The sequence below is a fragment of the Cryobacterium sp. TMT1-66-1 genome (assembly GCF_004403435.1).
Classification (GTDB): domain Bacteria; phylum Actinomycetota; class Actinomycetes; order Actinomycetales; family Microbacteriaceae; genus Cryobacterium; species Cryobacterium flavum.
On record NZ_SOGP01000022.1, the window covers coordinates 86,992 to 100,636 of the forward strand.

17 protein-coding genes are annotated in these 13,645 nt (G+C 62.0%); 10 read left to right on the plus strand and 7 right to left on the minus strand.

The window, feature by feature from the left end; all coding sequences use genetic code 11:
• Positions 1-2: 2 nt before the first annotated feature.
• Genes E3T29_RS20505 through E3T29_RS15560 form a run of 3 tightly spaced genes read right to left on the minus strand, consistent with a single transcriptional unit; the run spans position 3 to position 1,287 of the window.
• Positions 3-314, minus strand: a complete 312-nt coding sequence (locus E3T29_RS20505; protein WP_370449185.1) for an NAD(P)-dependent oxidoreductase — start codon at positions 312-314, stop codon at positions 3-5.
• 26 nt (positions 315-340) lie between these two features.
• The gene (locus E3T29_RS20510; protein ID WP_255575342.1) at positions 341-706 is read right to left on the minus strand and encodes an NAD(P)-dependent oxidoreductase; all 366 of its coding nucleotides are present in this window, start codon (positions 704-706) and stop codon (positions 341-343) included.
• 59 nt (positions 707-765) lie between these two features.
• Positions 766-1,287, minus strand: coding sequence for a LysR family transcriptional regulator (locus E3T29_RS15560; RefSeq protein WP_304997044.1), 522 nt, complete (start codon positions 1,285-1,287; stop codon positions 766-768).
• Between the two features lie 117 nt (positions 1,288-1,404).
• Between E3T29_RS15560 and E3T29_RS15565 the strand changes: the two genes are divergently transcribed.
• From E3T29_RS15565 to E3T29_RS15610, 10 genes are all read left to right on the plus strand, one after another.
• Positions 1,405-2,166, plus strand: coding sequence for a metalloregulator ArsR/SmtB family transcription factor (locus tag E3T29_RS15565; RefSeq protein ID WP_092341488.1), 762 nt, complete (start codon positions 1,405-1,407; stop codon positions 2,164-2,166).
• Positions 2,163-3,542: a SufS family cysteine desulfurase gene (locus tag E3T29_RS15570; protein WP_134346470.1), complete on the plus strand. Its 1,380-nt coding sequence runs from the start codon at positions 2,163-2,165 to the stop codon at positions 3,540-3,542. The genes E3T29_RS15565 and E3T29_RS15570 overlap by 4 nt, the downstream gene beginning before the upstream one ends.
• Positions 3,539-3,859: a ferredoxin gene (gene fdxA, locus E3T29_RS15575; RefSeq protein ID WP_092341486.1), complete on the plus strand. Its 321-nt coding sequence runs from the start codon at positions 3,539-3,541 to the stop codon at positions 3,857-3,859. Before E3T29_RS15570 ends, fdxA begins: the two co-directional genes overlap by 4 nt.
• 50 nt (positions 3,860-3,909) lie before the next feature.
• Positions 3,910-5,373, plus strand: a complete 1,464-nt coding sequence (sufB, locus tag E3T29_RS15580; protein ID WP_134346471.1) for a Fe-S cluster assembly protein SufB — start codon at positions 3,910-3,912, stop codon at positions 5,371-5,373.
• Positions 5,373-6,149: a Fe-S cluster assembly ATPase SufC gene (gene sufC / locus E3T29_RS15585; RefSeq protein WP_092341484.1), complete on the plus strand. Its 777-nt coding sequence runs from the start codon at positions 5,373-5,375 to the stop codon at positions 6,147-6,149. The genes sufB and sufC overlap by 1 nt, the downstream gene beginning before the upstream one ends.
• Positions 6,146-7,471 (plus strand): Fe-S cluster assembly protein SufD, encoded by a 1,326-nt coding sequence (gene sufD / locus E3T29_RS15590; RefSeq protein WP_198417773.1) that lies wholly within the window; start codon positions 6,146-6,148, stop codon positions 7,469-7,471. The genes sufC and sufD overlap by 4 nt, the downstream gene beginning before the upstream one ends.
• Positions 7,468-7,968 (plus strand): Fe-S cluster assembly sulfur transfer protein SufU, encoded by a 501-nt coding sequence (gene sufU / locus E3T29_RS15595; RefSeq protein ID WP_174776434.1) that lies wholly within the window; start codon positions 7,468-7,470, stop codon positions 7,966-7,968. Before sufD ends, sufU begins: the two co-directional genes overlap by 4 nt.
• Positions 7,969-7,971: 3 nt before the next feature.
• Positions 7,972-8,523: a putative Fe-S cluster assembly protein SufT gene (gene sufT, locus E3T29_RS15600; RefSeq protein ID WP_092341482.1), complete on the plus strand. Its 552-nt coding sequence runs from the start codon at positions 7,972-7,974 to the stop codon at positions 8,521-8,523.
• 64 nt (positions 8,524-8,587) lie between these two features.
• Positions 8,588-9,760, plus strand: a complete 1,173-nt coding sequence (locus E3T29_RS15605; RefSeq protein WP_134346472.1) for a folate-binding protein YgfZ — start codon at positions 8,588-8,590, stop codon at positions 9,758-9,760.
• An 87-nt stretch (positions 9,761-9,847) separates the two neighbouring features.
• Entirely contained in the window at positions 9,848-11,197 is a 1,350-nt protein-coding gene (locus E3T29_RS15610) for an MFS transporter (protein ID WP_370449186.1), read from the plus strand.
• A gap of 242 nt (positions 11,198-11,439) precedes the next feature.
• On the opposite strand, the gene idi is transcribed toward E3T29_RS15610, so the two are convergent.
• The 4 genes from idi to E3T29_RS15625 form a co-directional block, all read right to left on the minus strand.
• On the minus strand, positions 11,440-11,997 hold the full coding sequence (idi, locus tag E3T29_RS15615) for an isopentenyl-diphosphate Delta-isomerase (RefSeq protein WP_241987854.1): 558 nt from the start codon (positions 11,995-11,997) through the stop codon (positions 11,440-11,442).
• Positions 11,998-12,049: 52 nt separating this feature from the next.
• Positions 12,050-12,325, minus strand: coding sequence for a hypothetical protein (locus E3T29_RS19745; RefSeq protein ID WP_166792429.1), 276 nt, complete (start codon positions 12,323-12,325; stop codon positions 12,050-12,052).
• The gene (locus E3T29_RS15620; RefSeq protein ID WP_134346474.1) at positions 12,322-12,507 is read right to left on the minus strand and encodes a hypothetical protein; all 186 of its coding nucleotides are present in this window, start codon (positions 12,505-12,507) and stop codon (positions 12,322-12,324) included. The genes E3T29_RS19745 and E3T29_RS15620 overlap by 4 nt, the downstream gene beginning before the upstream one ends.
• 208 nt (positions 12,508-12,715) lie before the next feature.
• On the minus strand, positions 12,716-13,435 hold the full coding sequence (locus E3T29_RS15625) for a phosphocholine cytidylyltransferase family protein (protein ID WP_255410035.1): 720 nt from the start codon (positions 13,433-13,435) through the stop codon (positions 12,716-12,718).
• Between the last annotated feature and the right edge of the window lie 210 nt (positions 13,436-13,645).

Consider the following 13,645-nt stretch of genomic DNA (forward strand, 5'->3'; position numbering starts at 1 on the left):
TACTACATCGGTGCTCTCGCTGTCTGAGCGGACAGAGTCGACCCGGACACGTGGCGGGTCATGCCGTTGTGCGGCATCGTGCGCCAGGGGTGGTCGGCCGCTGGCGGCTGCGGATACCAGACGTCGCCGGCATATCCGGCGATTTGCCCGGACTCCAACGCGCGAACGATCGCGTCACGGTCGGTGATCTCGGCTCGGGCCGTGTTCACGATGTACGAGCCTCGTTTCATTGATGAGATCAGGGCGTCGTCGAAGAGGTGATGCGTCTGTGGATGCAGCGGTGCATGGATCGATACCACGTCGACGGCCCGCACGAGCGAGGCCGCATCCGGGTGGAAGGTCAGCCCAAGTTCGCCCTCGATTTCGGGGACAGCCTGTTCTTGTCGGTGTCGTGCAGGTGAACATCAAAGGGTGCGAGTCGGCGCAGAACGGCACGACCGATGCGGCTGGCCGCGATGACACCGACGTTCATTCCCTCGATGTCATAGGCGCGCTCGACGCTGTCGGCTATGTTCCAGCCACCATTGACGACCCATTGGTGCGAGGGGAGGTAGTTGCGAACGAGAGCGAGGACTTGCATGACAGCGTGCTCGGCGACACTGATGCTGTTGCTATAGGTCTCTTCGACCACGGTGATGCCGTGGCTGATTGTTGCGTCGAGATCAACGTGATCCGAACCGATGCCGGCCGTGATCGCGAGCTTCAATTTTGGCGCCTTCGCGATCCTTTCTGCGGTCAAATAGGCCGGCCAGAACGGTTGGGAAATCACGATGTCAGCGCTCGTGAGCTCCCGTTCTGGGTAGTTATCAAGTACAGGGATGCTGTCGCGTGCGCACTGCGGCGGGTACCCGGTGACGGAATCTGGGTAGAGGACGAGAAGAATCTTGGCCATGTGGCCTCTTTCTGTGACGCCGGTTTGGCAGGTGTCGCGCCCAGCGGATGCGCGGCACAGAACGCCGCAACCGGTAGCGCGACCGTTGTCGATGCGCTGGGCACGACGCCAAGACGCAGTACGCCGGTCACGCCGGATTTGAGAGCGTGAACCTCCGCCTTGAGCGTGTCACGCTCCGCCACAATCCGTTTGGCCCACATCACCACGAGTTCTCCCTCCGGCGTCAACCCCTCAAAAGCATGACCACGGTTGATCAGTGAGACATTGAGTTCCTGCTCCAGCTTGCTGATTCCCGCGGAAAGGGCGGGCTGGGAAACGTGACAGGCCGCAGCCGCGTGCGCGAAGTGTCGTTCCCGTGCGACAGCGACAAAATATTCCAGTTGGCGAAAAAGCACGCGTTCCCCTTTGACTCGAGGGTAACGACCCCACCGCCTGCTCGACTCTAGTTGCTGCCAGACGGTGGACCGGCGCGTTAACTTGCCAGCCGAGCTGAATTAGGACATGCTTATGTCATGTTAATAGCTCACCGCCGCGGAACCGCTGGCACAGACGGGTCGAACCCTGGAGCGAATGGTCTGGAGGAACGCACCTGGGACCGCGTGCGGCAGATGCTCGCCGAGGATGGCCCACTGACCGCAGCCGATCTGGCCGCGCGCTTGGGACTGACGCCCGCCGCCGTTCGCCGCCACCTCGACCAGCTCGCCGAGGAAGGGGCCGTCGAAGAACACGTGCCCGCTACGTCAGGTGGCCGCGGCCGGCCGGCCCGCGCCTATGTCCTCTCCGCGTCCGGTCATGCCGGTCTGGGGGCTGACTACGCCGATGTGGCGACCTCGGCGTTACGCTTTCTCGCCGAACGCGCCGGAGCGGATGCCGTTGGCGAGTTCGCCCGTGAACGCAGCGCACAACTCGAGCGAGGCTACGCCGCACAACTGCCCTCGACCGGCGGAGATGTCCGCGCCCGTGCAGAGGCACTGGCGTCGGTACTGAGCGATGAAGGTTTCGCGGCGACGATCCGGCCGGTCGGAGCTGACCTGCCAGCGAATGGTGTGCAGCTGTGTCAGGGGCACTGCCCCGTTCTGCATGTCGCGGCCGAGTTTCCGGAGTTCTGCGACGCCGAGACCGAGGCATTCTCCCGGCTGCTCGGAGTTCCGGTTCAACGACGCACGACTCTGGCTGGGGGCGCACACAGCTGCGCGACGTTCATCCCCCTTGACGCTCTGGCCACGACTACCAGCTCCGACACGAACAATTGTAACGACGGGACAAATGCATGAGTACCAGTGCAGGACTAATCACGGGAGTGCATCCGATCACCCGCCCCGAGGCCATCAATTCTGACGTCGGCGCGAACGCGGCATTCAGCATCGAGGAGTCGGCCGCCATCCGTAGCGATTTCCCGATTCTCTCGCGTCTCGTCCGTGGCGGGAAACCATTGGTGTACCTCGACTCCGGGGCCACGTCACACAAACCGCACCAGGTACTCGATGCCGAACGCACCTTCTATGAGCAACACAACTCCGCGGTTCACCGTGGTGCTCATCAGCTGGCCGAGGAAGCCACCGAAGCATTTGAATCGGCGCGCGCGACCGTTGCACGCTTCATCGGCGCACAAACTAACGAGGTGGTGTTCACCAAGAACGCTACCGAAGCCCTGAATCTCGTGGCGTATTCGTTCAGCAACGCGGCCGCTACCGGGGCCATGGACGGCGTCGAAGCGGATGTCGCGGCGCGCTTCAAGCTCGGCGTGGGCGACGAGATCGTGATCACCGAGATGGAGCATCATGCCAATCTCATTCCCTGGCAGGAACTTGCCCGGCGCAGCGGCGCTACCCTGCGGTGGATCGGTGTCACCGATGACGGTCGCTTAAACCTGAACGATCTGGAGACGGTGATCAGCGACCGTACCAAGGTGGTCGCCTTCACGCACGTGTCCAATGTTTTGGGTACCATCAATCCGGTTTCGGCCATTGTGGCTCGGGCCCGGAAGGTCGGGGCTCTGACCGTGCTCGACGCCAGCCAGTCGGTGCCGCACCTGGGGATCGACGTCGTCGATCTCGACGTCGACTTTCTTGCCTTCAGTGGCCACAAAATGTTCGGCCCCCTCGGGGTCGGTGTGCTCTGGGGCCGCTCTGGCCTCCTGGAAGCCATGCCCCCCTTCCTCACCGGAGGCTCGATGATCCACACCGTGCACATGGAAGGCTCAACCTACGCCGCGCCGCCGCAACGTTTCGAGGCGGGTGTCCCGGTGGCCGCGCAGGCCGTTGGCCTGGCTGCGGCCTGTGATTACCTGACCCGGTTGGGGATGCCACGGGTGAGCGCCCATGAGCAGGCCCTCACCGAAGTCCTGCTGGCCGGCCTGGCCCAACGCCCCTGGATCCGTGTCGTCGGACCGGCCGACGGTGCGGACCGTACCGGTGTGGTGTCTTTCGTGGTCGACGGCGTGCACGCGCACGACGTTGGCCAAATCCTCGACGATGCCGGAGTCGCGGTGCGAGTCGGCCACCACTGCGCCTGGCCATTGCACCAGCGTCTGGACGTGGCCGCGACCACGCGAGTGACCTTCGCGGCCTACAACACGGTGGCCGAGATCACCGTGTTGCTCAACGCTCTCGACCAGGTCCCGGCGGTGTTCGGGGTGGAGGTACTGTGACCTACGTCATCGCCTTGCCCTGCGTGGACGTCAAGGACAGGGCATGTATTGATGAATGCCCCGTCGATTGCATTTATGAGGGTGACCGGGCGCTCTACATCCACCCCGATGAGTGCATCGACTGCGGAGCCTGTGAACCAGTCTGCCCGGTCGAGGCGATCTTCTACGAAGATGACGTGCCGGAGCAGTGGGCCGACTACTACAAGGCCAACGTTGAGTTCTTCGACGACATCGGCTCCCCGGGTGGAGCGGCCAAGGTCGGCCCATACGCCAAGGATCACCCGCTGATCGCGGCACTTCCCTCACAGCGTCGCTGACCGAAACGATCGGGCTGCTCGCAGCCAACAACAACTGACATGGAGACGAAATGAGTGCACCCACAACCTCGACTGGTATCTCTGACGAGGTCCGCGAATTAGCGAACCAGGAATACCAGTATGGATTTGTGACCGATCTCGAAACTGACGTCGCACCCCGCGGGCTGAACGAAGACATCATCCGACTGATTTCGAGCAAGAAAAATGAGCCGGATTGGCTGTTGGAATGGCGGCTCCGTGCCTACCGGCACTGGACCACGCTCACGGCACCGACCTGGCAGCACGTGACCTATGGGCCGGTCGACTACCAGGACATCATTTACTACGCCGCTCCCAAGCCGAAAAAACGCGTGGAGAGCATGGACGAGGTCGACCCGGAGCTGCGGGAGATGTTCGACAAGCTCGGCATTTCGCTCGGTGAGCAGGAGCGTCTCAGCGGCGTGGCGGTCGACGCGATCGTCGATTCGGTCTCGGTTGCCACGACGTTCAAAGACAAGTTGGCCGAGGTTGGAGTGATCTTCTGCTCCTTCTCGGAAGCCGTTCAGGAGCATCCGGATCTGGTGCGTCAGTACCTCGGTTCCGTGGTTCCGTACAACGACAACTTCTTCGCCTGCCTGAACGCTGCGGTGTTCACCGACGGTTCGTTCTGTTACATCCCTAAGGGCGTGCGCTGCCCGATGGAGCTGTCCACCTACTTCCGCATCAACGCCGCCGACACCGGCCAGTTCGAGCGAACCCTGATCATCGCCGAAGAGGGCGCTTATGTCAGCTACCTCGAGGGCTGCACGGCACCCGTTCGTGACACGAACCAGCTGCACGCCGCCGTGGTTGAGCTGGTGGCACTGGACGATGCCCAGATCAAGTACTCGACGGTGCAGAACTGGTATCCCGGAGATGCCGACGGCAACGGCGGCGTGTACAACTTCGTCACCAAACGGGGTATGGCTTCCGGCCGCAACGCAAAGATTTCCTGGACCCAGGTGGAAACCGGCTCCTCGATCACCTGGAAGTACCCCGGCGTGGTTCTTAAGGGTAACAACTCGGTCGGCGAGTTCTACTCGGTGGCATTGACGGCCAGACGTCAGCAAGCGGATACCGGCAGCAAGATGGTGCACATCGGCAAGAACACCAAGAGCACCATCATCTCGAAGGCTATTTCAGCCGGTCACGGGCAGAACACCTACCGCGGTCTGGTGGACATGCGACATTCGGCCGTCGGAGCCCGCAACTTCACCCAGTGCGATTCGCTGTTAATCGGCAAGGACAGCGGTGCACACACGCTTCCGTACATCGAGGTGAAGAACCAGACCGGGCAGGTTGAGCACGAGGCATCGACCTCCAAAATCGGCGAGGAACAACTCCTGTACTGCCGGCAGAGGGGTATCCCGGAAGAAGAGGCGGTGTCGATGATTGTGAACGGTTTCTGCCGTGAAGTATTCAAGATGCTGCCCATGGAATTCGCCGTTGAGGCGCAAAAACTGTTAACCGTAAGCCTGGAAGGAAGCGTTGGCTAATGCTGAAAATCGAAGAACTGCACGCCAGTATCGAGGACAAAGAAATATTGCGAGGGGTGAACCTGCAACTGAAACCGGGTGAGGTGCACGCGATCATGGGCCCGAACGGTTCGGGAAAAAGCACCTTGGCCAGTGTATTGATCGGCCGCGAGGGGTACCAGGTCTCTGGCAGCGTCACGTATGAGGGTCAGGACCTGCTGACCTTGTCACCGGAAGAGCGCGCTGCCGCCGGTGTATTCCTGGCCTTCCAACATCCGGTCGAGATTCCCGGCGTCGGAAACATGTACTTCATGCGCACGGCCTTGAACTCCCTGCGCCGCCAGCGTGGAGAAGAAGAACTGGATCCGGTGGACTTTCTTGCGCTGGCTCAGGAGAAGATGAAGCTCGTTGAGATGGACCAGACCTTCATGAATCGCTCGGTCAACGAAGGATTCTCCGGCGGTGAAAAGAAACGCAACGAGATCCTGCAAATGGCGATCCTGGAACCCAAACTCGCGATTTTGGATGAGACCGACTCCGGTTTGGACATCGACGCTCTAAGGGTGGTCGCCAGCGGGGTGAACGCCCTCCGGAGCGAAGGCCGCAGCATGCTTGTCATCACGCACCACCAGCGCCTTCTGGACTACATCGTGCCCGACCAGGTGCACGTGATGACCGCCGGCCGGATCGTGCGTTCCGGGGGCAAGGACCTGGCCGTCGAGCTCGAAGCGCACGGCTACACCGGTACGCAGGAAGCTGACGCAGGTCGATTGAGCACGGCCGGGATATCGCGATGACCGTTCTGAGCGCGGCCAGCGGAGTGCTCGCTGGCTTCGAACCTCGGCTCGGCGCGCGTGATCCCGCCTGGCTCGCCGAGGCGCGGGTAGCCGCCCTCCAGTGGGTGGGTGAGCACGGCTTCCCGACCCACAAGGATGAGGACTGGAAATACACCGGGTTGGCCCCGATCCTCGCCGTACCGTTCGATGCCGCCACGGTGGCATCTGGCAGCCGGGTGACGGCAGAAATGATCGACGAGGCTGCGGTCGATCTCGGTGGTCCACGGTTGGTCTTCGTCAACGGCCATTTCTCGTCCGAATTCTCGCGAGTGACCGGGGTGCCGGCCGGTGCGGTCGTCACGACCCTGGCCGCGGTGCTGGCAGCCGGGCCCGACCGCCTCGAACCCTTTTTCGCGCATGCACCGGGAGTGCGTCACGCCTTCGCAGCATTCAATGACGCTCTGGCCGAGGATGGCGCATTCATTCATCTTCCCAGCGGCACCATCGTGGACGAGCCGATTCAGCTGGTCTACTTCTCCGACACCGGTGGAGTCCCGCTGATATCCAGTCCACGTTCGGTGATAATCGCCGATTCGCACTCTCGTGCCACGATCGTCGAGACCTACGCCGGGGTCGATTCCGACGTGTATTGCACCAACGCCGTCACCGAACTCCTCCTCGCCGAAGACGCCCACATTGAGCACTACAAGGTGCAAAACGAGCCGACGAGTGCTTTCCATGTGGCGCTGCTGTCCGTGCGGCAAGGGCGGGGCAGCCGATTCTCTTCCCGTTCCATCATGCTCGGCGCCAGCATCGCCCGGCACGAGGTGCGAGTTCAACTGGATGGCGTCGGCGCCGAGGTCAGCCTCGACGGCGTCTACCTGCCCCAGGGCGATCAACTCCACGACAACACGATCTTCGTCGATCACGCCGCGACAGACTGCACCAGCCACCAGCTGTATAAGGGAGTGTTGGACGGCCGGGCACACGGTGTGTTCAACGGCCACATTATGGTTCGCCATGGCGCTGACGGTACCGATGCGAACCAGAAGAACAAGAACTTACTGCTCTCCGACCGCGCCGAAGTTGACACCAGGCCCCGGCTGGAAATCTATACCGATGATGTGAAGTGCACGCACGGTGCTGCGGTGGGCCAAATGGATGAGGAGGCTCTGCTCTACCTTCAGACGCGTGCCATCCCGCTGGAAGCGGCCAGGGGCCTGCTCATCTACGCGTTTGTACACGAAATGGTGGACCGGATCGAGTTGGATCCACTGCGCGCCCAGTTGGAACGCGTGGTCGCCACCCGGTTCGGGAGTGACGCCACTGTGGTCGCTCCATGACGGCCGGCGCAGGGATCGCTTCGGTGAGTGCGGGAATCGCGGGTCTTTATCAGGAAATGATCATCGACCATGGCCGCCGGCCACGGAATTTTCGCACAATCGACCGTGCGACGTGCTCGATCGAGGCCGTTAACCCGCTATGCGGCGATCAGTTGACTCTCGCCATTCAACTCACCGACGGCGTCATCACCGACGTTGCCTTCACGGGGAGCGGATGCACCATTTCCCAGGCATCCGCTTCCATGATGACCATGGCCGTCAAGGGTCTGGCAGAGGAGGAAGCCCTGACGCTGTTCGCTCGCGTGCACACCATGCTCACCAGCGAATCCGAGGGGGAAGCGGCATTGGCCGAGGTGGGCAAGCTCGCGGTGCTCTCTGGCGTCTGGGAGTACCCGACCCGGGTCAAGTGCGCCTCCCTGGCCTGGCAGGCGTTGCGCAATGCGCTGGAAGGTGACGACCGCGCGGACGGCAGCCGTGTCGTCGGGACGGAGAAGTAGCCGATGGACTCAGGCCAATACAAGATCGTCGAACTCGAACACAGCTGCCAGGCGACGGTGATTCCGGGCGGGCAGCCGATGCTGCTTCAGGCCGGCGAGCAGGTTGTCATAACGCAAACCCTCGGTGCGAGCGTCACCGTCCAAACCGCAATGGGCTACCTCGTTCGGATCAGTGCCGAAGACTCGGCCGCGCTCGGTCTGAGCCGACCGGTCGCCGAAACCGTGAATATGAATGACGGTCCGTTTGACCTGGACCAGGTGCTCGATGCGCTCAAGAACGTGTTCGACCCGGAAATTCCGATCAATGTTGTCGATCTGGGTCTGATCTATCTGTGCCAGGCGGAGCCGCTGCCCGATGGCACCCACCGGGTCGAAGTCAACATGTCAATGACCGCTCCGGGCTGCGGCATGGGCGATGTGCTCAAAGAGGATGCCCGCACCGCAATTCAGGCGGTTCCGGGCGTCGGCGAGATCGATATCGAACTGGTCTGGGACCCACCGTGGGGCCAGGACAGGATGTCGGAAGCCGCTCGGCTCCAACTCGGAATGTACTAACCAGGCACGACAATATCGGGCAGTTGATGGCGCCCAATGGAGACAGATGAATTCAACGCAGGGAATGCTCGCTCCGCAGATCTCCGTCGGGAACGCGCCGGTCGTGTTCAACGAATTTCTGAACCGGCCCGGCGCGGTCGGTGCGAACCAGGCGGTCGATGCCGGAGTGGCCGCCCACTATGGGGACCCGCTCGCCGAGCAGCGCGCACTGGCTGCAGGAACCGCGATCGTGGACCTCTCACACCGGGCCGTGATTACCATCAGCGGTCCAGATCGCCTCAGCTGGATAAATTCATTGACCAGCCAGAGTGTCGCCGGTTTGGCGCAAGGCGAATCCTCGGAGACCCTTCTACTCAATATGACCGGGCGGATCGACTATGCGGTGCGCCTGTTTGATGACGGAACCGATCTGTGGCTGCTGCTGGAGCGAAACGAAGTAGCAGGGCTGCTCACATGGTTGGGCAGCATGCAATTCGCGCTGCGGGTAGAACTGATGGATCGTTCCATCGAATTCGCGACCATCGGCACCCTCGGCCAGCCGACGCTTCCGGTGACGGCCCCTCATGGGCTTCCCGTGGTCTGGCGGGACCGGTGGATGAGCGTTGGCCCGGGTGGATTTCAGTACGCGAAGGCGACCAGGCATCCGGCGGCGGGCTGGACCTACAGCGAGGTATTGGTGCCGCGAAGCGCCCTGGCGGGGATCGTCGCCTCCGATATTCCTGTCGCTGGACTGGACGCCCTCGAGGCCTTGCGCATAGCAGCCTGGCGGCCGCATTTTTCCTCGGAGGTTGATGAAAAGACGATTCCCCATGAACTTGATTGGTTGCGCACAGCCGTGCACCTGAACAAGGGCGGTTATCGCGGCCAGCAGACAGTGGCCAAGGTGCACAACATCGGTCATCCCCCGCGCCGGCTCGTGATGCTCTACCCGGAAGATGCGCACAGTATTGATAAACACAGTGTGCGGCCCTCGCGCGGCGACGAAGTTGTGGCACCGAACAAAGACGGTGCGGACCAGATCGTCGGGCGGGTGACTTCGGTCGCCCGGCATTTCGAATTAGGTACGGTCGCGCTCGCGGTCATCAAACGCGGCACCGATCCAACGGCCGAACTTTTGGTGCGAACGGCCGGCTGCGATATTCCGGCCAGGCAAGTCGTGATCGTCCCGCCAGACGCAGGCGCCGCAGCCACAGTAACCGTTTCTCGGCTGCCGCGCCGGGGCTCGGTGCCACGGTAATCACGCGCGTAAAATATTGGTTGATTGTTCTGGTCCAAGTGAAGTGGAAACCGTGTGGCCGAAGTTCCCGCAAATGTCAATCGAGCAGTGCCCGTGAACGTCCCGGCACGATTGACGCGTACCGCCCGATTGGATGCCCTGCCGTTTACGCGGGAGCATCGACGTCTTCTGGTCGGCTCCGGCCTGGGCTGGGCGTTGGATGCCATGGATGTGGGGCTCATCTCCTTCGTGCTGGCCCAATTAGCGGTGCAATGGAACACGACCGGCATGGAATTATCCTGGATCGCGTCCGCCGGTTTCGTCGGCATGGCAGTGGGCGCCGTTCTCGGTGGACTATTGGCCGACCGCATCGGACGCCGCCAGGTATTTGCGCTGACCCTCCTCGTTTACGGCGTGGCGACGGGAGCATCCGCTCTTTCCGGATCGGTGGCCGTGCTGATCGCCTGGCGATTCCTCGTGGGGCTCGGTCTGGGAGCCGAGCTTCCGGTCGCCTCGACCCTCGTTAGCGAGTTCGCGCCGCCACGGATTCGCGGTCGCATCATCGTGCTGCTGGAATCGTTCTGGGCGATTGGCTGGACCATAGCGGCCGTGATCGGATTTCTCGTCGTGCCGTCATCAGAGAACGGATGGCGCTGGGCCTTGGCTGTCGGTGCGGCCCCGGCACTCTACGCCGTGTTCGTGCGCCTGCGACTTCCGGAGTCGGTTCGTTTTCTCGAGTCGCGTGGGCGGTTTGTAAAGGCAGAGTCGACCGTTCGCCGATTCGAACTCTCGGCCAAAGTAACGGTTCCGCCCCCAGAATCGGACCCGGCCGTTCAGGGCGGAGTCGAACGAAAAGATTCCACAGGGGGCTTCGCCGCGCTGTGGTCGCCGAGCCTGCGTGGCCGAACGGCCGCCCTGTGGTTGGTCTGGTTCTGCGTGAACTTCTCCTATTACGGTGCTTTCATCTGGTTGCCTACCGTGCTGGTCGCCTCCGGCTTCTCGCTGGTGCGTTCCTTCGCGTATACGTTGATCATCACCGTGGCGCAGCTTCCGGGCTATGCCGCATCGGCGTATCTGATCGAACGGTGGGGCCGACGTAGCACCCTCGCTGTCTTCCTGATCGGCTCCGCCAGTTCGGCTGCCCTGTTTGGCATCGCAACGGATACCAGCCAAGTGATCGCAGCGGGCATGTTGCTCTCGTTCTTCAACCTCGGAGCGTGGGGAGCGCTTTACGCGGTGACACCGGAGGTTTATCCCACTCGCATTCGGGCTACTGGCGCGGGGTGGGCGGCCGGCAGTGGCCGCGTTGCCGCCATCCTTGCACCACTGGCCGTGCCCCTACTGCGCGAGGCCGGCGGGACGGGGCTGCTTTTCGCAGTTTTCGCGGGGTTCTTCGTGGTTGCCGCGCTCGGCACCTTCGGACTCCCTGAGAAACGAGGCCAGGCTCTGGCAGAATGATGGGCGGCATAGCCGCGAGCTGCTGTTGACACCGGTTAGAGTCGGGCGCGCCCGACTCGCGCAAAACAGTGGGCGGCCAGGCCGATGCCGACGGTCACCAGAATAATCTCGAGCCCAAGCGCGAAGCGGCGCACTGACCACAACATTGCGGGCAACTCCGGATGCCGATGCAGCGTTCACGTGGCCATTTTCGTCCCGGGCTGACTCTCGCGGGTGAAACAACCGAGTTCGATCGGGCCGAACTAGTCGTGCGGGAAGAGCAGGGGAAGTTGCAGGGTCAGCCAGGGGCTGAACGCCCACGGGGTGGTGCGCACCGCCATCACAAGGTCGTCGCGAGGCACCCACCGCCATTCCATGACCTCGTCGGCACGGGGCTCAACCGTCGAGTCCGTGACTGCCGTGAAAACCGGGCATATTTCGTTTTCCACGATTCCCGCCGCGTCGACTGCACGGTACCGAAAATCGGGCAAGACCAGGGTGAGTTCGGTCAGCCCGATGCCGAGTTCATGGCTCGCCCGGCGCAGGGCAGCATCCGCCAGGGTTTCACCGGGTGCCGGGTGACCGCAGAAGGAGTTTGTCCACACGCCGGGCCAGGCCTTTTTTATCAGCGCCCGTCTGGTGACCAAAATGCGCCCGTGCTCATCGAAGACATGGCAGGAAAAAGCAAGGTGCAGGGGAGTATCGAGGTCATGCACGAGCGCTTTGTCGGCCGTACCGATGGGCGTTCCGTCCTCGGCGACCAACACCACGGTCTCGACCTCTAGAGTGTCGCGGTCGTCGGTCAAGCTATCCTTCGCCACGTCGGTCCATCCTCTGAAAGTCTCCTCGTTCAAATCTACGCCAGCGGCGCGCTCACATTTTTGTTCGATCGTTCTGTCGACCCACTTCGACACCTTCATTCTCTACCTTGCGTGGAGCGAATCCGGCATCCGCCGGGCAAGCCGAAAGCAAAGACAGACCCTTCGCGGGGCCGACAGCCAAGTTGAGGGTCATGCCCCGAACGGCTGTTTCCAGTATCAACGTCAAGCTGTTTTGACTCACGTGGGTTGATTTCTGGCGATTTTCTCGGGCAAATTGATCCCGACGACGCCAGCTCGCGCGGGTGTTTTCGGTTGTGTGCGGAATCATTCCGGGTTCTTCTGGTGGTGGGCGTGTAGTGTGAGCTCACGCTTGCGGTCGGCCTCTCGCCACGCGGTCTCGAACATGTCCACCGCTAGATGGTTGCTCTCGCGCTTCTCGACCCGGAAGCCGACGATCTTGCGAGACCAGATGTCGAAGATCGAGTGGGCCTTGAAGGCTTCCCTCGCCACGGAGTGCGCAGATCGGCAATGTCCCACGACTTATGCCGACGTCGGCATACCACGACCGCACGTGCATGGGTCCCGTCGCGATCAGCACCGGCTTCACTCGGGGCGTCTTGTACCCGCGACGTGTGGGCACGATGGCAACGGTTAAACCTTTCCAGAACGACAAAACCCCCACGCCGAAGCGTGAGGGTTTTGTCGTGTGGTGTGTCGGTTAGACGAACAGGTTGGCGCGCTCAAGGTCTTCAGCGAAGTCCACCTCGACGGCGTAGAAATCGGAGATGTTCACCGGCTCCACCAGCATGCGGTTCTGCTCGATGGCCAGCTCGATGCCGCGTTCGAAGTAATCCTGGTCGGCCACCTTGCTTAGCTGTCGGATGAGGGTGGCCTTGTCGGCGCTCGACACGTAGTTGATGCCGACGGCTTCGCCGAGGCCGCCCTTGACGGTCTTGGAGAGTTCCTTGATGTAGCCTTCGGCACTCGTGGTGTACTTGACCTCTTCATCGGACACTTTGTCGGTGTTGACGGTGACGAAAGACTGGTCGCGGGCCATCATGGCGGCCGCGCGGTCGAGAATGGCCGGGTCAAAGACGACGTCGCCGTTCATCCAGAGCACTCCGCCGGGCTTCGACGCTTGCAGGGCGCGTAGCAGGCTCTTCGACGTGTTGGTCTGATCGTACTCTTCGTTGTAGACGAAGGAGGCCTGCGGGAACGCTTCGATGATGTGCTCGAGTTTGTACCCGACGACGATCGTGACCTTGGCAGCGTTGCCGAAGGCGTGGTTGATGTTGTCGAACTGCTGCTGCATGATCGTGCGGCCGTCGTTCAGTTCGGTGAGCGGCTTGGGCAGCGAACGCCCAAGGCGGCTGCCCATGCCGGCCGCCAGAATGACAACTTGCGTCTTGACTGCGCGCACTTTTGCCTGCGTCGTCACGATTATCTCCTCAAGAATGGTTGGGGCTACGCCGCAAAACCCACTCAGTTGCGAAGAGTTTGCTTAGGATTCACCCACATGTTCACGTAAAGACACACCGTTATGTCAATCTCACCATAACCTGTTGGGTCGTTCCGTAGGAAGAATCTGCTCAGCACGTGTCCATTTCGTGACCCGGCGTGGAGCGTGCTCACAGGTTGAAACGGTGGC